This is a genomic window from Micromonospora sp. NPDC047187 (genome assembly GCF_040643355.1).
In the GTDB taxonomy this organism is placed as follows: Bacteria; Actinomycetota; Actinomycetes; order Mycobacteriales; family Micromonosporaceae; genus Micromonospora; species Micromonospora salmantinae.
Window position 1 is genome coordinate 551,666 of the sequence record NZ_JBEYUF010000002.1, and the last position, 20,717, is coordinate 572,382.

At 72.3% G+C, this 20,717-nt stretch carries 18 protein-coding genes and 1 tRNA gene; 11 read left to right on the forward strand and 8 right to left on the reverse strand.

From position 1 onward, the window contains the following. The first annotated feature begins 76 nt into the window (after positions 1-76). From ABZ794_RS07165 to ABZ794_RS07190, 6 genes are all read left to right on the forward strand, one after another. On the forward strand, positions 77-2,431 hold the full coding sequence (locus ABZ794_RS07165; protein WP_210781848.1) for a diguanylate cyclase: 2,355 nt from the start codon (positions 77-79) through the stop codon (positions 2,429-2,431). Positions 2,432-2,440: 9 nt separating this feature from the next. Then, a complete protein-coding gene (locus ABZ794_RS07170) occupies positions 2,441-3,403 on the forward strand; it encodes a UTP--glucose-1-phosphate uridylyltransferase (protein WP_124863014.1) in 963 nt (320 codons plus the stop codon). Next, the gene (glp, locus tag ABZ794_RS07175) at positions 3,400-4,713 is read left to right on the forward strand and encodes a gephyrin-like molybdotransferase Glp (protein WP_091394702.1); all 1,314 of its coding nucleotides are present in this window, start codon (positions 3,400-3,402) and stop codon (positions 4,711-4,713) included. The genes ABZ794_RS07170 and glp overlap by 4 nt, the downstream gene beginning before the upstream one ends. A 111-nt stretch (positions 4,714-4,824) precedes the next feature. Further along, positions 4,825-5,475 carry a GNAT family protein gene (locus tag ABZ794_RS07180; RefSeq protein ID WP_210781849.1) on the forward strand — a complete coding sequence of 217 codons (651 nt, stop codon included), beginning with the start codon at positions 4,825-4,827 and terminating at the stop codon, positions 5,473-5,475. Positions 5,476-5,675: 200 nt separating this feature from the next. Further along, a complete protein-coding gene (locus tag ABZ794_RS07185) occupies positions 5,676-6,458 on the forward strand; it encodes a hypothetical protein (RefSeq protein WP_210781850.1) in 783 nt (260 codons plus the stop codon). 118 nt (positions 6,459-6,576) lie between these two features. Next, positions 6,577-6,650 (forward strand) — tRNA-Ala (locus ABZ794_RS07190). Between the two features lie 71 nt (positions 6,651-6,721). On the opposite strand, the gene ABZ794_RS07195 is transcribed toward ABZ794_RS07190, so the two are convergent. Together ABZ794_RS07195 and ABZ794_RS07200 are read right to left on the reverse strand one after the other, a co-directional pair. Next, positions 6,722-7,321: a hypothetical protein gene (locus ABZ794_RS07195; RefSeq protein ID WP_210781851.1), complete on the reverse strand. Its 600-nt coding sequence runs from the start codon at positions 7,319-7,321 to the stop codon at positions 6,722-6,724. 46 nt (positions 7,322-7,367) lie between these two features. Beyond that, a complete protein-coding gene (locus tag ABZ794_RS07200) occupies positions 7,368-8,102 on the reverse strand; it encodes a hypothetical protein (protein ID WP_210781852.1) in 735 nt (244 codons plus the stop codon). Between the two features lie 58 nt (positions 8,103-8,160). Here ABZ794_RS07200 and ABZ794_RS07205 point away from each other — a divergent pair, with 58 nt between their 5' ends. Then, positions 8,161-9,246, forward strand: coding sequence for a Gfo/Idh/MocA family oxidoreductase (locus ABZ794_RS07205; protein ID WP_210781853.1), 1,086 nt, complete (start codon positions 8,161-8,163; stop codon positions 9,244-9,246). A 120-nt stretch (positions 9,247-9,366) separates the two neighbouring features. Beyond that, entirely contained in the window at positions 9,367-10,383 is a 1,017-nt protein-coding gene (locus ABZ794_RS07210) for a hypothetical protein (protein WP_210781854.1), read from the forward strand. Between the two features lie 64 nt (positions 10,384-10,447). Here ABZ794_RS07210 and ABZ794_RS07215 read toward each other — a convergent pair whose 3' ends face one another. Together ABZ794_RS07215 and ABZ794_RS07220 are read right to left on the reverse strand one after the other, a co-directional pair. Further along, entirely contained in the window at positions 10,448-11,218 is a 771-nt protein-coding gene (locus ABZ794_RS07215; RefSeq protein ID WP_210781855.1) for a hypothetical protein, read from the reverse strand. A 203-nt stretch (positions 11,219-11,421) separates the two neighbouring features. Further along, positions 11,422-12,078 (reverse strand): 4'-phosphopantetheinyl transferase superfamily protein, encoded by a 657-nt coding sequence (locus ABZ794_RS07220; RefSeq protein ID WP_210781856.1) that lies wholly within the window; start codon positions 12,076-12,078, stop codon positions 11,422-11,424. A 198-nt stretch (positions 12,079-12,276) separates the two neighbouring features. Here ABZ794_RS07220 and ABZ794_RS07225 point away from each other — a divergent pair, with 198 nt between their 5' ends. Then, positions 12,277-12,546 (forward strand): hypothetical protein, encoded by a 270-nt coding sequence (locus ABZ794_RS07225; RefSeq protein ID WP_203122828.1) that lies wholly within the window; start codon positions 12,277-12,279, stop codon positions 12,544-12,546. A gap of 46 nt (positions 12,547-12,592) precedes the next feature. Here ABZ794_RS07225 and ABZ794_RS07230 read toward each other — a convergent pair whose 3' ends face one another. The 3 genes from ABZ794_RS07230 to ABZ794_RS07240 all read right to left on the reverse strand — a co-directional run bounded on the left by ABZ794_RS07230 (position 12,593) and on the right by ABZ794_RS07240 (position 16,727). Beyond that, positions 12,593-13,375: a peptidase gene (locus ABZ794_RS07230; RefSeq protein WP_357514626.1), complete on the reverse strand. Its 783-nt coding sequence runs from the start codon at positions 13,373-13,375 to the stop codon at positions 12,593-12,595. Then, positions 13,375-14,652 carry a VWA domain-containing protein gene (locus ABZ794_RS07235; RefSeq protein ID WP_238690813.1) on the reverse strand — a complete coding sequence of 426 codons (1,278 nt, stop codon included), beginning with the start codon at positions 14,650-14,652 and terminating at the stop codon, positions 13,375-13,377. Before ABZ794_RS07235 ends, ABZ794_RS07230 begins: the two co-directional genes overlap by 1 nt. 365 nt (positions 14,653-15,017) lie before the next feature. Then, positions 15,018-16,727 (reverse strand): phospholipid carrier-dependent glycosyltransferase, encoded by a 1,710-nt coding sequence (locus tag ABZ794_RS07240; protein ID WP_210781859.1) that lies wholly within the window; start codon positions 16,725-16,727, stop codon positions 15,018-15,020. An 84-nt stretch (positions 16,728-16,811) separates the two neighbouring features. Between ABZ794_RS07240 and rsmI the strand changes: the two genes are divergently transcribed. Continuing rightward, positions 16,812-17,660 carry a 16S rRNA (cytidine(1402)-2'-O)-methyltransferase gene (rsmI, locus tag ABZ794_RS07245; RefSeq protein ID WP_112581647.1) on the forward strand — a complete coding sequence of 283 codons (849 nt, stop codon included), beginning with the start codon at positions 16,812-16,814 and terminating at the stop codon, positions 17,658-17,660. A 31-nt stretch (positions 17,661-17,691) separates the two neighbouring features. Here rsmI and ABZ794_RS07250 read toward each other — a convergent pair whose 3' ends face one another. Continuing rightward, positions 17,692-18,741 (reverse strand): hypothetical protein, encoded by a 1,050-nt coding sequence (locus tag ABZ794_RS07250; RefSeq protein ID WP_238690816.1) that lies wholly within the window; start codon positions 18,739-18,741, stop codon positions 17,692-17,694. Positions 18,742-18,899: 158 nt separating this feature from the next. On the opposite strand from ABZ794_RS07250, the gene metG reads away from it, so the two are divergent. Next, positions 18,900-20,702, forward strand: coding sequence for a methionine--tRNA ligase (metG, locus tag ABZ794_RS07255; protein WP_210784787.1), 1,803 nt, complete (start codon positions 18,900-18,902; stop codon positions 20,700-20,702). Positions 20,703-20,717: the final 15 nt, after the last annotated feature.

The window sequence follows — 20,717 nt, forward strand, 5'->3', positions numbered from 1 at the left end:
CTGACGCAACGCCTCTCCCACGGTTGCACTGTGTCAGCATCGCAAGCAACGGAGGCGGAACTTCCGGGGGGACCGAGTGACGCTACGCGGGCGGTTGACGGCAGCCTTCCTCGTGGTGGTGCTCGGGCCGGTCCTGCTCGGCGCGCTCTTCGTCGCCTCCACCGTCGCGGCGGGCGACCGCAGCCGCTCCACCGAGCGCCTGGCGGTGGCGGCGTCCACCGTTCGTACCTCGGTCGACGCGCTCTGCCAGCAGCTACGCGCCACCGCCGACGCGGTGGCGCTCACCGCCGATCCGGCCGTCGCCGCCGCGCAACTGGTCGGCCGGGGTCTGGCCGCCGCGGTGCTGGTCACCGACATGGCCGGCCAGATCACCTACATATCGCCCGGTGCTCCGTCGACCCCGTGGCAGGACTGCGCCGGCTCGACCGAAGAAACGAACGGGGGCACGAACGGGGGCTCGGCCGGCCCGGTCCGTGCGTTGGCCGCCCAGGTCGACCTGCACGATCGTGCCGGCACCCGGCTGGGCACTGTGACCGCCGCACAACTGCTCGACCCGGCCTTCGTGGCCCGACTGGCGGCGGTGACCGGGGTGGCGGTCACCCTGCTCGACAGCGGGGCGAGCGCCGCGCGGGTCACCCACACGACCGAGTCCCGTGACGTCCGCGACGCGGTGCTGGCCGCCGCCGTCGGCGTACGGGGCGAGCAGGTCACCGAGACCAACGAGGGCCGGTATGTGCGCAGGCTCGGGCCCTCCGACGCGCAGCCACTGCCACTGGTGCTCTCCGTGCCCAGTGAACGGCCACCGGGGCTGCACGCCACGCTGGTCGGGGTGGTGGTGCTGGCCGGGCTGCTCGCGGTGCTGACCGCCTGGCGGCTGGCCCGGTTGACCACCCGGCCGCTGGCGGAACTGGCCGGCGCGGTCGACCGGGTGGCCCAGGGCGACCTGACCGCCCGGGTGCCGGTACGCAGCCGCGACGAGTTGGGACGGTTGGCCGCCGCCTTCAACCGGATGACCCGGGAGACCGGCTCCTACGTCGCGGCGTTGACCAGCAACCGGGATCAGCTGCGCGGGCACCTCGCGGTGCTCGGCGACACCCTGGCCAGCACGCACGACCTGCAACGCATCCTGCGGGTGATCCTGCGCAGTGCCATCGGGGCCACCGGCGCACGGGCGGGTGCCGTGCTGCTGGTGGAGACCGGCGGGGTGCTCGTCGCGCAGTGCACCGAGGGGTTGGACGGGCGCTGGCCGGCCGAGGAGGCGGACGGGTCGCAGACGCTCCGGGTGCCGGTCGGCGTCGGTGTGGTCGGTGAGGTCGCCGCCACCGGGGAACCGCAGCGGGGCAGGGCGGAGCCGACCGGGGCGCCAACGGGTGAGCCACGCTGTCGCACCTACGTCGCGGTTCCGTTCGCCGCCCCGGCCGGCGGTGCCACGGCCACCCTCGGCGGGCCCTCGGGGCCGGTCGACGAGGCGGGCGCGGCGGCCGCGCTCGGCGTACTGGCCCTCTACGACCGGCTGGGCGCCGACGAGTTCGACGACGACGACCTGGCCACCCTGCGCACCTTCGCCGGCCACGCGGCAGTGGCGGTGGACAACGTCCGGGTGCACGAGGAGGCGCAGCGGCTCTCCCTCACCGACCCGCTCACCGGGCTGTGGAACTACCGCTACCTGCGCGAGTCGATCCGGCGGGAGGTGGAACGGGCCAGCCGCTTCGGGCGGATGCTCAGCGTCCTCGCGTTGGACCTGGACCGGTTCAAGGACGTCAACGACACCTACGGGCACGCCGCGGGGGACACCGTCCTGGCCGAGTTCGCCCGCCGGGTGCGCGGAGAGATCCGTGAGGTCGACCTGGCCTTCCGCCAGGGTGGTGAGGAGTTCGTGCTGCTGCTGCCGGAGACCGACGCGCGGGGCGCGGCGATCGTGGCCGAGCGGCTCGGCGCGGCGGTGCGCGACACGCCCATCGCCGTCGAGGCGTACGCCGGGCCGGTCCTGGTGACCGTGTCGGTGGGCATCGCCGTCTTCCCGGACCACGGCAGCACCGGGCGGGAGGTGCTGGAGGCCGCCGACGACGCGCTCTACGCGGCCAAGGCGGCGGGCCGCGACACGTACCGGGTCGCCGAGGTGCGCTCGGAGCTGCCGACCCGGGAGATTCCGGTGCTCGCGTGTGCGGTGAGCCCACCCGACGGGCTGCCGCGCGCCGGCCAGCCGGTGCAGGTCAGCCGGGAGCCGGGCGGGCCCGCCCGGTCCGACCCGGCGGCGGGCGTACCGGAATCATCGCTGGCGGGTCCGGCGGACGCCCGACCGGATTCGGTCGACGACACGCCGGACAGCGCGACGGGCGCGGCGCGGGCCGGCCCGGACGCGGCGCGGCCGGGGCCGGGTGGCGGCGCGTCTTCTGGGCCACACCCGCCGCGGCAGAGCCGTGGCCGATAGTCTCGCGGCATGTCGGAGCACTCAGCGAACCCCTCATCGACGGTCGCCGCAAACGGCCGTCCCCTGGCGGTCAAGGCCGTCATCCCGGCCGCCGGACTGGCTACCCGGTTCCTGCCGGCCACCAAGGCGGTGCCCAAGGAACTGCTGCCGGTGGTGGATCGGCCGGTGTTGCAGTACATCGTCGAGGAGGCCACGCAGGCTGGCATCGGTGACGTGTTGCTGATCACCGGTCGGGGTAAGACGTCGATGGTGGACCACTTCGACCGTCGCCCGGACCTGGAGACCAGGTTGGAGGAGAAGGGTGACTCCGAGCGGCTGGCTGCCGTACGTCGGCCCAGCGAGCTGGCCGAGATCTACACAGTGCGGCAGCCCGAACAGCTCGGGCTCGGCCACGCCATCGGGTACGCCGAGTCGCACGTCGGCGACCAGCCCTTCGCGGTGCTGCTCGGCGACGAGTTCGTCAAGCCGTCGGAGCCGCTGCTGCCGGCCATGCTGGAGTTGCAGGCCCGCACCGGCGGTGTGGTGCTCGCCTTCTTCGAGGTCGACCCGTCCGAGACCAAGCGGTACGGGATCGCCTCCGTCGAGCCGGCCGAGTCGGAGCTGACCGACATCGGCGAGGTCGTCAAGGTGACCGGGATGGTGGAGAAGCCGCAGCCCGAGGACGCCCCGAGCAACCTCGCCGTGCTCGGCCGCTACGTGTTGCCGGGCAAGATCTTCGACGCGATCCGGCGGACCAAGCCGGGCAGCGGCGGCGAGATCCAGCTGACCGACGCGATGGAGCTGCTGCGTACCGAGGGCGTCCCGGTGCACGCGATCGTCTACCGCGGCACCCGCTACGACACCGGCATGCCGCTGGGCTACCTCCAGACGGTGGTGCAGATCGCCGCCGAGCGCGAGGACCTGGGCACCGAGTTCCGGTCGTGGCTGGCCGACTTCGTCAAGGCCGACGCGGCAGGCGGATCTGGTACATGACCGCGACGGCCGACGCCGAGGCGGCCGCGAACGAGTTGACGCCGCTCGCCGACTACCTGGGCAGCGTGCTGCGCAGGTTGCGCGCGCTGCCGCCACTCGACCTCGACCTCACCCAGGCGCACGGCAACGTCCTCGCCGAGGACGTCGTCGCGCCGCACGCCTTCCCGGCCTTCGACCAGGCGGCCGTGGACGGCTACGCCGCGCGCTGGGAGGACATTTCCGGAGGGGGCCGGGGGCCGAGCTACGTCCCGGCCCCCTCCGGCACGCCAGGCGGCCGCACCATCCGGCTCAACGTGGTCGGCGATCTCGGCGCCGCGAGCTGGCGGCCGGTCCGGCTCACCCCCGGCTCGTGCTTCTCGGTGGCCGCCGGGGCCCCGCTGCCGGTCGCCGCCGACGTCGTGGTCCCGGTGGAGTGGACCGACCAGGGCATGGCCGCGGTGGAGATCTTCCGCACCCCCAAACGGGGGTACGGGGTACGCCGAGCGGGTGAGGAACTGCCCGCCGGCACCCTGCTCGCTCGGGCCGGCACCTACGTGTCCCCGGCCCTGGTCGCCGTCTTCGCGGCGACCGGCATCGGGCATGTGGTGGTCCGGCCCAGCCCACGGGTGGTCATCGTGGCCACCGGTGACGAACTCGTCGACGTGGGCCGGGGCAGTCAGCCCGGTCAGGTGGTAGATGCGAACTCGCACGCGCTGACCGCCGCGGCGGCCGAGGTGGGCGCGCTGGCGTACCGGGTGGGGATCTGCGACGACGACCCGGAAGGGCTGCGCGGGCTGTTGGAGGATCAGACGCTGCGCGCCGACCTGATCATCACCACCGGCGGCACCGGCACCGGCCCCGGAGACATGGTGCGTCGGATCCTCTCCCGCCGTGAGGGCGGTCGCGCCGGGCCGGTCACCTTCACCGACGTGGCGCTCTATCCCGGCACCGCGCTCGGGTTCGGCACTGTCGGCGCCGAGGAGGTGCCGGTGGTCTGCCTGCCCGGCGACCCGGGCGCCGCGCTGATCGGCTTCGAGGTGCTGGCCCGCCCCGCCATCCAACTGCTCGCCGGCGCCGAGCCGGTGTTCCGACCCAGTGTGCGGGCACACCTGCTGGAGACCGTGTCGTCGCCGACGGGGCTGCGCGAGTTCCGGCCGGCGCACGTCGCCGAGCGACGCGGCGGCGGGTACACGGTCCAGCCGCTCAGCGGCGGACCGTTCACCCTCTCCGGGTTGGCCGAGGCCAACGGGCTGCTGGTGCTCGGCGAGCGGGTCACCACGGCCGCGGCCGGCTCCACGGTGGACGTCCTGCTGCTGGACCGCCGCCGGTGACGCGTCCCGGCCGGTCCGCTCGCGGCCCGCGTCGGATGACCGTCGGATCTTCGCGGTGAACGCGGTGGGGCCACTTGTGCGCGACACGGTCCCGCGCGGGAGACTGTGCGGGTGAGTCTCTTCGGACCCGCGCGGGCACCGGGCTGGCCGGTGGAGTTGGCCGACGGCCCAGTGCTGCTGCGGCCCTACCGGCGCTCCGACGCGGCGGCGTGGTCGGAGGTGCGGCGGGCCAACCGGGCCTGGCTGGCACCCTGGGAGTCGTCACTGCCCGGCGGTTGGGACGAGTTGAACTCGCCGGCAGCGTTCCGCTGGGTGCACCGTGACCAGCGGCGTTCGGCCCGCGAGGGTGAGGGCATGCCCTTCGCGGTCTGCCTGCGTGAGTCCGACCGGGACCGGCTGGTCGGGCACATCAACGTGGGCAGCATCGTGCGGAGGGCCCTCTGCTCCGGGTACGTCGGCTACTGGGTGGACGCGCGGGTCGCCGGCCGGGGCGTGATCCCGACGGCGCTGGCGCTCGCCGTGGACCACGCGTTCGGCCCGGGCGGGCTGCACCGGGTGGAGGTGAACATCCGTCCGGAGAACCGGCCGTCCCGGCGGGTCGTGGAGAAGTTGGGCTTCCGCGAAGAGTCGTACCACGTGCGCTACATGCACATCGACGGCGCCTGGCGGGACCACGTCGGGTACGCGATGACGAGTGAGGAGATCGCCGCCGAGGGTGGCCTGCTGGCCCGCTGGCACCGGGTTCGCGCCAACGCGCGGTAGGAGGATTTCCCGACATCCGCCCACTCGTCCCACGGACGGGATCGGCGCGGCGCGGTGGCATCCCGGTCGGTGCGCCGTAACCTCAAGTAACTGCAAGCTGCGGCAAGCGCTCCCCGGCCGGACGATCCACGCGCCCAGGCGTGATCGATGGAAGATCCTGCGGTCGGATGGCGGTTGCTTCGAATTCGGTGACGGGAGGGGTGAGGGTGCCGACCTCGGTGCTCCTCGCCGTCCTCGCCGCCGCCGGCCTGCTCGCCCTGGCCCCGGCGTTGGTTCGCCGGTACGACGCCACCGAGCGGTTGGTGGCGGAGCGGGCGCAGTCGACGGCGCGGGTGCTCCAGCGCCGTCGGCGGCGCCGCACTGTGCCGGGACGGCGACCCGTCCATCCTCCGCGCTCACTGATCGTCACCCTCAGTGAAGACGCGACTACCGGCGCGTTGAGCGCGCCGGTCTCCGCGCCACCGGCCGGCCGCCGCTCCGGTCGACTGCGCGCCGTGCCCGCCGCGCCGAAGCGGCCCCGTCGCCGCCCGCCGCCGCGCCGACAGCACACCCCCGCCGTGTACCGGCGTCGCCGGGTGCTCGCCGCCCTGCTCCTCCTCAACGTCGTCGAGCTGGTCGGCGTGCTGTTCGTCAGCCCCGGCTTCTGGGTCGGCTTCGGGGTCACCTTCCTGCTCCTGGCCCTGTACGTCGTGCACCTGCGGGGTCAGGCTCTCGCCGGGCGTCGCCGCCGCCGCGCCCGAGCCCGGGAGGCCGCCTGGTTGGCCGCCCGGCAGGCCGAGGTGCGCCGGGAGCAGGCCCGCCGGGCCGCAGCCCGCCGGGAGGCGCAGCGCCGCCTCGCCGCCCAGCGCGAAGGGGTACGCCGAGCCGCCATGGGCCTGGACCGGCCGGGAGACCTGCCGGCTGCGGTCAACGGTGGATCGGTCTCGTACCGGCGGTCGGGCGGCCTGCGCGGCCGCCCCTACGAGGCCGGCCGAGGCGCCTGACGCGGTCCCGGCCGCGCCTGGCCGGGGGCGGATTCGCGGTGGAGGCCGACGACCTGTTAGCCTTGCTGCCGGCCCGCCCGGTGTAAGCCGGGTGGGACCGAAGCCGGTTCGCCGGCGGGGGGCTGTGGCGCAGACTGGTAGCGCACCTCGTTCGCATCGAGGGGGTCAGGGGTTCAAATCCCCTCAGCTCCACCCCAGGTCAAAGGCCGTTTCCGCAAGTCGGAGACGGCCTTTTCGATCTTCCGGGTGACAAGCCGTGCCCATCACGTACGCCCCATCGACACGTCGCGTGGCCACCCGCCGAGATTCGCGAACTGGCGAAGGTAGCGCTCGCATCTCTGGGTGAACTCGCCCGGCTCAGGTGGCAGTCGAGTCGCCGTGATCATGTGGCGCGGGTGGGTGTGGCCCGGCTGTAGGAGCTGGATCTGGTCGTCGGTGAACTGGCCGCCAGTGCGGTCGGCGACGGCAAGTGCCATGGCCAGCGCTACCACGACACTCACGCAGGTGCGGTAAGGGCTGAAGACGGCCTCTGGGACACAGCCGGTCTCCGGCTCGTGGTCGATGACCAGGAGCCAGGCACCGTCCTCGAACCCCGAGACGTCGATCTCAAGGTGGATCGAGCCTGGCATTCCGTTGGGCTGGCGTTCAATGCGGTCGCCGATGGTGGTGGACAGGAGTTCCGCCGCGTCGAGGCGGCGACCGGAAGTGACGCGGCGTCCCCGCTCGTAACGTCGGTCGGTGAACAGGCTCAGCTCGGGTGTCGTGTCCAGGCCGAGGAGTTCGGCCAGGGTGGCCCGTGTGGCGATCACCATCTCGGCGAGCGAGATGGGCCGGGCCAGCGTTGCCTCAAGATCGACTGACACTCGAGCCTCCGGTCTCGTCGGGTGGTCCGGTGGCCAGTGCCATGCCCTAGGAGAAGCGTTCGGTCGTCACGGGTATCAAGCCGTGCTGGCGCAGGACGTTCGTCAGCTCGGACAGGGCCGAGCCGAGCAGCATGGTGGCGTCGGTCCTCAGTAGTGCGGTCACGTCGAGACACCAGGCGAGCGAGTGCCCGACGCGGCGCAGATCCCAGGTGATCTGGTCGCCGTGCATGTCGAGACGACCGGTCGCGGCGGATGCGCCCGTGCCGCCCGCTGGTGTCCGCCAGGCCGTCCGGAGGCTCGCCACCTGCTCGGCGCCGAGATCCTTGGCGAAGAGGACCCGGTACACCCGTCGCTCGTGGAAGCCGGCCGGTGGCTGCGCCGGGCCGAGCCGCAGCGGCGGGGCGGTGGCGATCGGTTGACGGTCGAGGAAGTGCGTCCGAAGCACCGGCTCGTTCGGCAGTTGCCCGCCACCGAGCGCGCGGTAGACGTCCTCGGCCTCCCGGCGGGAGGTGGGGAGCACCCGCCCCAGCACCTCGGGGTCGGCGCGCATGCCGCGGCTCAATGTGGCGGAACTCCACCAGCCGGCCTCCGGCGTCCAGCCGGCGCTGTCCAGCCCGGTCGTCGTGTAGTCGTGGTGGCGAGCGAACTCCTCGACGACGATCCCTTCCACAGTGGTGGCCGGGCTGCGGTCGTCGAGTCGAGATAGGACCAGGTAGTAGTCCAGGGGCGGTCCCGCGTCGGGCACCAGCACGGGTACGGCCCGCAGCGGCTCGGTGGTCATCAGCACAACCTAGCGAAGGAGAACGGTTAGCATCCGGACCTCTACGTGAGGAGCCCAGATGACTTCGGTGGCCCAGACCCGGTTCGGCATCGTCGGCAGCGGCTGGCGAGGTGAGTTCTTCCTTCGCCTGGCCCGGTTGCTCCCCGAGCGGTTCCGGGTGACCGGGGTGGTGACGCGTACCGAATCGCGGGGAGCCGCCGTGACGGCCGACTGGGGCGTGCCGACCTTCCGCACGACGGCGGAGTTGCTCGCCCACGAGCGGCCGGACTTCGTCATCGTGTCGGTGCCGTGGCCGGTGACACCAGAGGCGACCCGGGAGTTGGTGGCGGCCGGCGTACCGGTGCTCGCCGAGACGCCGCCCGCCCCCGACCTGGCGGGTCTGCGCTCGCTCTGGGCCGACGTCGGAGGCAGCGGCCTGGTGCAGGTCGCCGAGCAGTATCTGCTGATGCCCGGGCACGCGGCGCGGCTGGCGTTGGTCCGCGCCGGGGTGCTCGGTGAGCCGACCTCGGTCCAGATCTCCTCGACCCACCTGTACCACGCGGTCTCACTGATCCGGGGTCTGCTCGGCGTCGGTCATGAGAGCGCCGAGGTGAGCGCGCGCGCCTTCGTCGCGCCGCTGGCCAATCCACTCTCGCCGGCCGGCTGGAGCGGCGACGACACCCCGCAGCAGCTCTCCACCACCCTCGCGACCATCGACTTCGGCGGGCGGATGGGGCTGTACGACTTCACCGACAACCAGTGGTGGAACCCGCTGCGGACCCGCCGGTTGGTGGTCCGGGGCTCGCTCGGTGAGCTGGTGGACGACCGGGTGGTCCGCCTGGTCGACCCGAGCACACCGGTGGAGTCGCTCCTGACCCGGCGGCAGACCGGTCTCGACCTCAACCTGGAAGGGCTCGACCTCAAGCACATCAGCTTCGACGGCGACGTGGTCTACCGCAATCCGTTCGTCGGCAGCGGACTGTCCGACGACGACATCGCGGTCGCCGACATCGTCGCCCGCGCGGGGGCATGGGCGCGGGAGGAGGGCCCGGCTCCGTACCCGCTTGCCGAAGCCTGCCAGGACCACCTGATCAGCCTCGCCATCGAAGAATCGGTACGCACCGGCCGGCCGGTCGTCACCGCCACCGAGGCATGGGGGCGGTAGCTCCGGCGGATCCACTTCTGTCCCTTGGCCGACAGTTCGCAACCGTGAAGCCAGCTCACCTGTGAAGCCGGGTATCAACCGAATGCCCGGGAGCACCCGGGCCCCACACGGGGAGCAAGGATGAACCGAAGCACTCGACGCCGGATGCTCGCAGCCACCGCCACCGGTCTGTTGGCCACCTCACTCGGCGTCGCTGTTTCCGCGACCGCGACCGCCGCGCCCGCCGGGGCCGCCCTCCGCACCTGCAAGATCAGTACGCTGCCGTACCCGACCGACACCTATCGCGCCGACGCGAACGCGGTCGACCCGACGGGTCGCTACGTCGCGGGCACCGCGCTGCGGGTCGGTGAGACCGAGAACCAGTACCTGCTGCTGTTCTGGGACGGGCAGCGGGTCACCGAGCTGGAGTCGGAGGGTTCGGCCACCCCCGTCGACATCAACGCCGACGGCGTCGTGATCGGCAACGGATCGGCGGAGACCGGCTACGGGCAGCCGTGGAGGTACCGCGCCGGCAAGCTCGAGCAGTTGCCGGTGCTGCCGTCCACCGGCATCTTCGTCAGCGCCATCAACGATGCCGGCGACATCGTCGGCTACGGCTCCGACATCGTCCCCGGGGAACTGGTCGCGCTGCGCTGGCCTGCCGCCCGTCCGGGCACGGTCGAGGTGCTCGACGCCCCCGTCGACGCCCAGGCTGGTGGGATCACTGACAACGGGACCATCGTCGGCAGCGCCGGGCCCTTCGGAGACTGGAGCAGCTGGGTCCGCCGGCCGAACGGCCGGATCGACGCGCTCACGTTCCCGGGTGCCGAGTGGAGCACGGCCGGCGCGGCGGCGGGCCGCTGGGCGATCGGCCAGGCATGGCTCGGCGGCAGCACCTCGACCAGGGTGCGGTGGGACCTCCGCAACGGCTCGCACACGTTGCTCGACCAGGAGATGCCGGCACTGACCGGCATCAACGCCAAGGGCGTCGTGGTGGGTGGTGACCGCGTTGCCAGGGGCTCCACCTCCCGGGTCCTGCCGGGCGGCGGCGAAGGGGTGGCCGTCGGGGCGCGGTCCATCTCCGACTCGGGCACCATCGTCGGGTTCCGCAACGTCCTCGCCGACCGGGTGACTCCGGTGCGCTGGACGGGCTGCTGACCCACCGACTCTCCCACCGCGTGGGGCCGGCCCGGACGGGTCGGCCCCACGTCGCGTCAGCGCGTCACGGCTTCCAGGAACCGGCGGTCTGGAACTGGTCCTGGTATTCCAACGCGCCCGAGGTGTCGTGCACGTCGAACACGACGCTGCCGGTGCGTCTGGTGCCGGCGGTCAGGTCGTCGACGGCCGGCATCGGTTTGCCGCAGCCGGAGAAGGCTCCACCGATCGCTGTGGTCTTGGTGCCGTCGGCGGCGACCCACTGGAAGTAGAGCGGGTTCGTCGACACGGTGCCCTTGGTGACAGCAACCGTCACGTCGGCGATCACGTACATGCCCTCGCCGGGCTTCAGCCCGTGGGCCTTGCAGGGTTTGGTGGCGCTGCTGAACTTCGTCACGGTGATCTCGACGGTGCCGGCCTCGTTGTTGACGACCAGGGTGTCGCCCGGCGACAGGTCGCGGGTGTCGCCGTTCGCCGGCGGCGGGGTCGGTGGGGTGGCCTGTGCCTCGCTCACAGTGGTCGAGGTGCCTTTGGCGCCGATGACGACCGCCACGATGCCGCCGGCGCAGGTGAGCAGGGTGAGTACGGCCGCGGTGACCGCAACGACAACGACGGACTTCTTGGCGCGGTCGGTCTGCGCCGGTGGTGGTGCGATGATCGGGTAGCCGGAGCCACCGGGTGCCCGATATCCGCCGCCATCGCCCGGGTGCCCGCCCGCCGCCGGGTACGCAGCCCCCGAGAACGGCGGCTGCGGTGTCGCCGCGAACGAGCGGGTCGGCGACTGCGGGTTCGGCTGTCGGGGGTCGTGCGGCCTGACGCGGGGCTGGGGGTGGGTCACCGTACTCCTTGACGCTTCGGTACGTGCGGTGCGGGGAACTCTTCGACGTTACCGTGGGTGGCGGAACGCTCAGTGGCCACGCTGGAGGGCTTTCCATCGCGAGGATACGAAGTCGCTCTGGCCAGCGTGGACGGTGTTCAGTCGGTCACCGAACGCCAATGTGGATCGGTATTCCATTCATCGCTATGAGTAACCAGACGAGGTCAACGTGCCGGAAGTGCGGCGGCGGTGCGGACCAGACCGTCGGCGATCACGAAGCGGCCGCTGATCGATGTCGGCGGGTTGTCGACCCCCGCCGCGTCCACCCGGGCCGGTGCGATCCGGGCAGTGAACGTGCCGGCATCGGGGTCGATGTCGAGTAGGGCGTCGTGGAAGTCCAACCAGCCGTGGACGATCGGATGCCACACCTTGTAGACGGTCTCCTTCGCACTGAACAGCACGACCGGCCAGTAGGTGCCGCTGGGCAGCCGTGCGCAGGCGGCCTCCTCCTCGGGCAGCAGCACGAGTCTGCGTACTCCCGGATTGACCTCGCGGTGCTGCTCGGCATCCATCCCGACGGACCGGATGTCGGTGGTGTGCGCCGCCGCTGCGGCGCAGTAGCCGGCGGTGTGGGTGATGCTGCCGACCACCCCGGCCGGCCAGACCGGCGCGCGGTCGGCGGCGGCCGGCACTGCGGTCGTCGGCAGGCCCAGGTCGCGCAATGCCCTGCGGGCGCAAATCCTTCCCGCGGCGAAGTCCCGCCGACGGGTCTGCACCGCCTGCTCACCGAGACATGCCTGCTCAGCGGGGAGCAATTCGCCCGTCCAGTCCTCGGGCCCGGCGACGGCGACGGCGACCGTCGATGGCAGCAGGTCACGCATTCCGGTGACCTACTGGTCGGTAGGAATGACGCATCGAGTTAACCGTCAAATTTCCGACTCCCACGACCGCCGAAGGTACCGCAAAGATGTAACACCGGAGGGACGCGCAGCGCTCTCCCTGATGGCTCCGGGGGGACCACCATCAATGCTGGCCGGCACGGCAGCCGCCAGTCCCGTGGACATCTGGAAGGACGTGCGATGACCGATGGCCTGGAACGGCCGGGGGTGCGGGCTGACGAACACGCCCCGAAAACCCCCTGCTGGAGCTGCGGCTCCTGTGGTGACGAGTGGCCGTGCGCGACGAAGCGCACCCGGCTGCTGGCGGAGTACGGGGGTGACCGCGCAATGCTCAGCGTCTATCTTGGCTCCTGCCTCGCCGCCGCCACCGAGGATCTGCGCGCAGCCCCGGTGATGTCGCTCCAGGATAGGTTCATCGGCTGGTTGCCGCGCGGCTCGCGGCGTAGCTGAGTCTCTGGTGGCCCCGCCGCTGGGCGGGGCCACCAGAGGTGGCGTTTCAGCGACGTCGAGGGCGTCGGGTCATCGCGAAGCCGAACACGCCGGCCACCGCGGCGAGCGCGCCGCCGATGCCGGTCCATACCCAGCGCGAGCCGAGATCCGGCAACCAGTCCGCCAGCGAGCCGCTCTCGTCGTCGGCCTCCGCGTCCACCGGAGGTACGGCGTTGAGCACCGTGCCGGCCTTGGTGTTCGGCACCAGCGGGGCGGCCAACTCGCCGTCGTCAGTCGAGGCGCCCCGGTCGGCGATGGTGCCGACCAGCAGGTCGACGTCGATCGGCGCACCCAGATCCGGCTCCGGCAGCTCGATCACGGAGAGTCTCACGACGTAGGTGCCGGGCAGTGGGTCGGCCGACCAGGGCTCCGCCCACGACCGCACCTCGCGCAGCGTGCAGCCCAGCACCACGTTCGACGCCTTCGCGTCGACGGTCGGGGTCTGGGCCCCCGCCGTGCACGCCTGGCGTCGGCGCAGCCCGTCGAAGACGTCCACCGTCCAGGTGGAGGCGCCGCTGCGTCCCTTCGGGAAGGTGACGGTGGCGTTGATCTCGTGCACCTGGCCGGCCGTCGCCGGGAACGACCAGTAGAGGTGGTCGCCGATCGAGGCGTCCACCCGCACCGGTTGCCCGGCGGTGATCGGGGTGGCGGTGAGGAACGACGTGCCGGCACGGTTCACCGGCGTGGCACCCGGGGAGGGGGTCGGTGCGGCGGCGGCCGCAGCGGGGAGCAGAGCGGCCACGCCGGCGGCGAGCAGCGCCGCCGTCGACCGGAACAGTGCGGTACGCATCAGTTCTCCCTCCAGGTGGCGACCCACCAGCGGGTGAGCAGACCGGCGAGCAGGCCGGTGATCAGCCCGGCGATGGTGAGCAGTGCGAGCAGCGCCCAGCCCCGGCCGAGGTCCGGTCCGTCCGGTGCGGGCGCGGCGGCGACCACGTCGATGGTCAACTCCACCGGCATGCCCGGGGTGGCCGCGGTGCCGGGACGCGGGGCGAACGAGTTGCTGACCACCAGGCAGACGGTGGTGGGTTCGATGACCGGCGCGGAGCTCTGCTCGGTCTCGGCGGCATCCTCGTCGTCGGCGGTGGCTGACCAGCGCAGCCCGGCGGAGAGCACGTCGGCCCGCCCGCTGCCGGCGTCAGCGCCGCGGACGAGTTCCCGGCCGTCGGCCGCGGTGGCCCGCAGCAGCACCCCGTAGTCGCGGTTGACGGCCCGGTCCAACGCCATGCTCACCGAAGCCCGCAGCTCCTGCCCGGGGCGGATCGGCACCCGGTAGTAGCGATGCTCGGAGAACGCCTCCCGGTCGGCGTAGACGCCGGGGGCGAGCAGTGGCGCCGAGTCGCACGCGCTCGTGCCGCCGACCACGGTCGGGGCCCGGGTGTGCGTGTCTCCGGCCCGCTCGACGAGCTGTTTGATCCGGTCGGTCAGCTCCTCGGCGCTCTGCGCGGCGGTGTAGGTCCCGCCGGTCGCGCTGGCGATGCAGAGAAGTTGCCGGCGAACCTTCTCGTCGGGGGCCAGGCCGAGGGTGTCGACGACCAGGCTGGTGCCCTGGGCGGCCAGTTCCCGGGCCACCTCGCACGGGTCCGGCGGAGCACAGGTGTCCTCGCCGTCGGTGATCAGCACGATCCGCCGGGTGGTGGCACCGGTGCCGAGGTCCTGCGCGGCGGAGCGCAGCGCCAGCCCGACCGGAGTGAACCCGGTCGGGCGAAGTGTCGCCACCGCCGCCTTGGCGGCGGACCGGTCCACCGGCCCGACCGGCACGATCTGCTGGGTGTCCTGGCAACCGACCTTCTTGTCCTTGCCGCGGTAGGTCGCGCCGAGCACCCGGATGCCGAGTTGTGTCTCCCCGGGCAGCGCGTCCACCACGTCGTTGAAGGCCTGCTGGGCGACCGAGATCCGGGTGCGTCCGTCGATGTCGGCGGCGCGCATCGACCCGCTGACGTCGAGCACCAGCTCGACCCGGGGCGGCTCGGGCGCCGGCTCCTCGTCGGCCTGCGCCGGCCCGGTCAGCGCGGTGGTCGCCAACAGTCCGAGAAGGACCGCCGTCGATCGTCTGAAGTTGATCACGACCCGCAGTGTAGTGAGATCCACTTTGGATGATCGTTTGGGTGGAGGCGTGCGGAACCGACGACGCCGGCCAAGTCGGCAATCGCCCCTGACCGGCCACGCCCGCGCTCAGGGTCCACGCCGGGTCACCCTCGGTCAACTGTGTGAGGGAAGGTGTCGGCTCGGCCAGCATCCGTCGGAAATCTGACCCAAGTCGACCCGTTGTGCCGGTGGTGCGCGGTGGTTAAGCTCTTCATGCGCGCCCCAATCGCCCGCTTCCCCCGTGGCAGGCGATCGGGGCGCGCGTCTTTGTCAAGAAGGGCCCGCACGCTTCGGCGTGCGGGCCCTTCTTCCGTCGCGCTGTGCGGCGCGTCGCCTGTCGATGCTTATATCCACCGACCGTCGAGCCACATCCGGGACAGCCAGTCCGAGTAGGGAATCACCCGACCCACGAAGATCGGATAGAAGTACGCGAAACAGAGCGCGACCAACAGCACGTACGCCCCCGCCGCGATGCTGCCCACCAGTCGGCGCTCATAACTCGGGTCACCGGGCACCAGCGGCGTCACCGTACCCACGTCACCCCCGGCGGGCGCGATCAGCGCGCCCAGCACGTACACCACTGCCAGCACCAGGAACGGCACCGCCGGCGCGGCGTAGAACGAGAACATCGTCCGGCCGTCGAGGGCGAACCAGAACCACGGCAGCAGCCCGGCGGCCACGGTGAGCAGGATCGCGCCGGCCCGCCAGTCCCGACGGGCCACACCCAGCCAGGTCAGCGCCACCAGAGCGGGCAGGAACGACCACCAGAGCAGCGGGGTGCCGAGCAGCAGAATCTCCGAGGCGCAGCTCGCCGCGCCGCAGACGCCGTCGCCGGCGTAGTGGAACGCCACCGGCCGGCCCAACAGCAGCCACTGCCACGGCCACGACTGGTACTTGTGCGCGTCGTCAAGCTGGGCGTGGAAGCCGTACGCCGCGCGGTGGTACTCGAAGAGGTTGATCAGCGGACCGATCACCGGCCGGTCGCTGAGCCGGGAGCCGGGGTAGGACGACGCGAGCCGGTAGTAACCGTCGTCGGTGAGCAGCCAGCCCGACCAGGTGGCGAGGTAGGTGCCCACCATGAGCACGCCGGCGAGCACCAGCCAGGGCAGCTCGTCGACGAGCGTGTCCCGCCAGGGCCGGCGGACCCCCGCCGAGCGGCGGACGCCGACCTCCCAGAAGATCACCAGCAGCGCGAAGGCCGGCACGAAGTACAGGGCGCTCCACTTCACCGCACAGGCGCAGCCGATCAGCACCCCGGCCGCCAGCCGCCACCACGGCCAGGTACGCCAACCGGTCGGCGGGCGGCCGGCCCGGCCCGGCTGGCTCGGATCGAGCCCGTCGTCCAGGGCCCGGGCCCAGCGTCGACGGCGGGCGTCCCGATCGAGCACCAGCGCGCCGAACGCCGCCAGCACGAAGAAGAGCAGGAAGATGTCGAGCAGGGCCGCGCGGGACAGCACCAGGTGGAAGCCGTCCAGGGCGAGCAGCAGGCCGGCCGCGCAGCCGAGCACCGTCGAGCGGAACATCCGCCGACCGATGCGGACCAGTAGCAGCACCGACAGCGTGCCGATGACCGCCGCAGAGAATCGCCAGCCGAACTCCGGCGCGGTGGTCATCAGGTGCCCGGGGACGGAGACCTTGGAATCGGCGTCCTGATAGCCGAACGCCCACTCGCCGACGCCGATCAACCACTTGCCCAGCGGCGGGTGCACCACGTACGACGGGACGTTGTCCTTGTAGTTCCACTCCACGCCACGCGAGATCAGCCCGTAGGCGTCCTTGGCGTAGTACGTCTCGTCGAAGATCTTGCCCTTCGGGCTGGACAGCCCGACGAAGCGCACGATCGCCGCGATGGCCACCACCACTGCCGTGGCCAGCCAGGAGAACCGGTCCACCTGGGTGTCGACGGTGGCGAACCGTCGCCGGACCACAGCGGCCACCCCACCGCCCTCGGCGCTCGGTGCCGTCGGCTCCTGGGTGGCACCGGGCTCGCCCGTCGCCGGGATCATCTTGTCCGGATCGGCGCTCGGGCTCTGCGCTGTCGACGCACTCGTCACCCGGCGATCGTAGGCTGCCAAGGTGTCCGGTGGCGTCCGTCGTCCCTGATACCGGTATTCCCAGCAATGAATGGAGACGAATCCGTGGGTGAAATGTCCGAAGTTGGGCGCCTGATTCTGCTCGGTGCTCCGCTCGGCAACCCCGCCGACGCCTCGGCCCGACTCCGGGAGGTGCTGATCAGCGCCGACGTGGTCGCCGCCGAGGACACCCGCCGGCTCACCCGGCTGGCCCGCGATCTCGACCTCACCGTCGGCGGTCGAATCGTCTCCTACTTCGAGGGCAACGAGGAGCGGCGCACCCCCGAACTGGTCGAGGCCATCCTCGGCGGGTACGTGGTGGCGCTGGTCACCGACGGCGGGATGCCCAGCGTCTCCGACCCCGGCTACCGGCTGGTCCGTGCCACGTTGGATGTCGGGGCGCCGGTCACCGTCGCCCCCGGGCCCAGCGCGGTCACCACCGCGCTGGCCGTCTCCGGGCTGCCCTGCGACCGGTTCTGCTTCGAGGGCTTCCTGCCCCGTACCCCCGGCGGCCGCCGATCCCGGCTGCGCGCCCTCGCAGCCGAGGAACGCACCCTGGTCTTCTTCGAGGCCCCGCACCGGATCGGGGCGACGCTCACCGACCTGGCCGACACGTTCGGGGCGGACCGGCCGGCCGCGCTCTGCCGCGAACTCACGAAGACCTACGAGGAGGTGCTCCGCCGCCCCCTCGGCGAGCTGGCCCGGTGGGCCACCGAGGGGGACCCGCGCGGAGAGATCACCCTGGTGGTGGCCGGAGCCCCGGTGACCGCTGCCGAACGCCCCGACGACGACACCCTGCGCGCCGCCGTCGCCGAGCGGGAGGCCGCCGGCCGGTCCCGCCGGGACGCCATCACCGACGTCGCCACCGAGTACGCGCTGCGCCGCCGGGACGTCTACACGATCGTGCACAGCTGACCGCTGTGGTCCGGTCCGCCGGACGGCGGGTTCACCACGCGGCGGCCAGGAAGCCGACGGTGATCAGCGCGGGGCCGGCGATGGCGGCGGCCACTGCCCAGCGGCGGTGCCGGCGACCGGGCAGCCGGGCCGACCCGGTCCACCGGACGATGCCGGCGCTGCAGGCCAGCACCACCAGCAGACCGGGCAGCCACCGCAGGTGCCGGCCCACGCCGACGTCCGCGTACGCGGTACCGCTGTCCGGGCCGGTCATCCGCGCCGGCAGCGCGGTGCCGGCCGGGCTCCCCTCTACGGGCACGCCGCTGACCCGGACACCATGGGCGATGAACCGACCGTCCTCGGCCGTGAAGATCCCCCGGCACCGCAGGGTGAGTCCGCCGCCGGAGCAGTCGTCGATCACCACGGTGCCCGTCCGGGCGTGCCCGACCGCGAGCCAGAACGGGCCGGCGCTGACCCAGGCGAAGAAGGCCGCGACCAGGCTCAGCACCACCAGCGCGGCGAGCCCGGGCAGCGGATCCGGCGGCGGGGGTGTGCGGCTTGGTGCCCGGCGCCGCGCCAGCCGGAAGCCGCGAAGCCGCGCGGGTGCCGCGTCCTTACGGACCGGGGTGCCGTCCCAGTGCACCTGCTCGATCGGTGCCCAGAAAGCGCCGTCGTCGTCCGGCGGGTCGCCGTCGGGCCCACTGTCGCGCTGCCGGCGGCCCTGCTGTCGGACCGGCACCCGACGCGGCACCGCGTCCACCGGCGCGCCGGTCGTCGGCTCCACCTCGACGGGCTCCGCGCCGGCCGGTGCCGAGCCGGCCGGCGGGCCCGACGAGCCGGGCCGGACCGGGCTGGGTACGGGTGCCCCCGGGGTCGGACGAGTCGGTGTGGGTGACGGCGCCGCCGGCGCGGGGCGGGCCGGGGCGGCGGACCTCCCCGCCGGGGTGGGCCGCTGTGCACCCGGGTCGGCGCTGGGCACGAACCGGGGCTGCGGCGCGACCCCGGCGACCCGGGACGCGGCGGGCTCGGGCCCCGGGTCGTCGCCGACCGCCGACCCGGTGGGACGGTCCTCGTGGTCCCGCGCCGCTCCTCTGCCCGTCACGACGTTCATTGCACACCGCGCCAGGAGGTGAAACGGGCAGCTGAGCCGCGTGTCGGCGACAAATCGGACCAACGGGCGAGGTGGTCGGTCCGGTCCGGCGGTCGGTCACCCCCCATTGGTTCGCGAACGCCCCGGACGGGTCACTAGGCTCACTGCTCATGAGTCACGTTCTCGCGGCAGTGGCCTGGCCGTACGCCAACGGCCCCCGCCACATCGGCCACGTCTCCGGTTTCGGCGTTCCCTCCGACGTCTTCGCCCGGTACATGCGGATGGCCGGCCACGACGTGCTCATGGTCTCCGGCACCGACGAGCACGGCACCCCGATCCAGGTGCAGGCCGACGCCGACGGGGTGACCCCGCGCGAGCTGGCCGACCGGTACAACAGGGTGATCGTCGAGGACCTGCACGGCCTCGGTCTCTCCTACGACCTGTTCACCCGCACCACCACCCGCAACCACTACGCGGTGGTGCAGGAGTTGTTCGAGGGGATGTACCGCAACGGCTACATCGTGCCGAAGACCACCATGGGCGCGATCTCCCCGTCCACCGGGCGCACTCTTCCCGACCGCTACATCGAGGGCACCTGCCCGATCTGCGGGTACGACAGCGCCCGCGGCGACCAGTGCGACAACTGCGGCAACCAGCTCGACCCGATCGACCTGATCAACCCGAAGTCGCGGATCAACGGGGAGACTCCGAAGTTCGTCGAGACCGAGCACTTCTTCCTGGACCTGCCGGCCCTGGCCGAGGTGCTGCGGCAGTGGCTGGACACCCGTGAGGGGTGGCGGCCCAACGTGCTGCGGTTCTCCCGCAACCTGCTCGACGACCTCCAGCCCCGGGCGATCACCCGTGACCTGGAGTGGGGCGTACCGATCCCGCTCGACGGCTGGCGCGACAGGTCGGACAAGCGGATCTACGTGTGGTTCGACGCCGTGATCGGCTACCTGTCCGCCTCGATCGAGTGGGCCCGTCGTTCCGGCGACCCGGACGCGTGGCGCAAGTACTGGTCCGCCGACGGCGCGGGGAAGGACGCCCAGTCCTACTACTTCATGGGCAAGGACAACATCGTCTTCCACTCGGTGATCTGGCCGGCGCTGCTCTCCGGCTACTCCGGCGAGGGCTCCCGCGACGGTGAGCCGGGCGAGCTGGGTCGGCTCAACCTGCCCACCGAGGTGGTCTCGAGCGAGTACCTGACCATGGAGGGGCGCAAGTTCTCCTCGTCCCGCAAGGTGGTCATCTACGTTCGCGACTTCCTGGAGCGCTACGACGCCGACGCGCTGCGCTACTTCATCGCCGCCGCCGGCCCGGAGAGCAACGACACCGACTTCACCTGGGCCGAGTTCCTGCGCCGCAACAACGACGAGTTGGTCGCCGGTTGGGGCAACCTGGTCAACCGGTGCGTCTCGATGGCCGCGAAGAACTTCGGGGCGATCCCGCCGGTCGACCCGGCCGGGCTCACCGAGGCCGACGAGGCGCTGCTCGCCGTCGCCCGGAGCGGGTTCACCACTGTCGGCGACCTGATCGGCCGGCACCGGCAGAAGCAGGCGATCGGTGAGGCCATGAAGGTGGTCGCCGAGGCCAACAGGTACCTCTCCGAGCAGGCGCCCTGGAAGCTCAAGGACGAGGCGGACAAGCCCCGGATGGGCACCGTCCTGCACGTCGCCCTTCAGGTGATCAGCGATGCCAACACGCTGCTCACCCCGTTCCTGCCGCACTCCGCGCAGCAGGTGCACGAGCTGCTCGGGGGCACCGGTGTGCACGCGCCGATGCCGGTGATCGAGCAGGTCGACGACCTGGACGGCGGCCCGGCGTACCCGGTGCTCACCGGGGACTACACCGTCGGCGCGCGCTGGGAGTCGGTGTCGATCGAGGCGGGTCGCCCACTGGCCGCGCCGAAGCCGGTGTTCCGCAAGCTCGACCCGTCGATCGTCGACGAGGAACTGGCCCGGCTCGCCGACTGAACGCACGACGCGCGG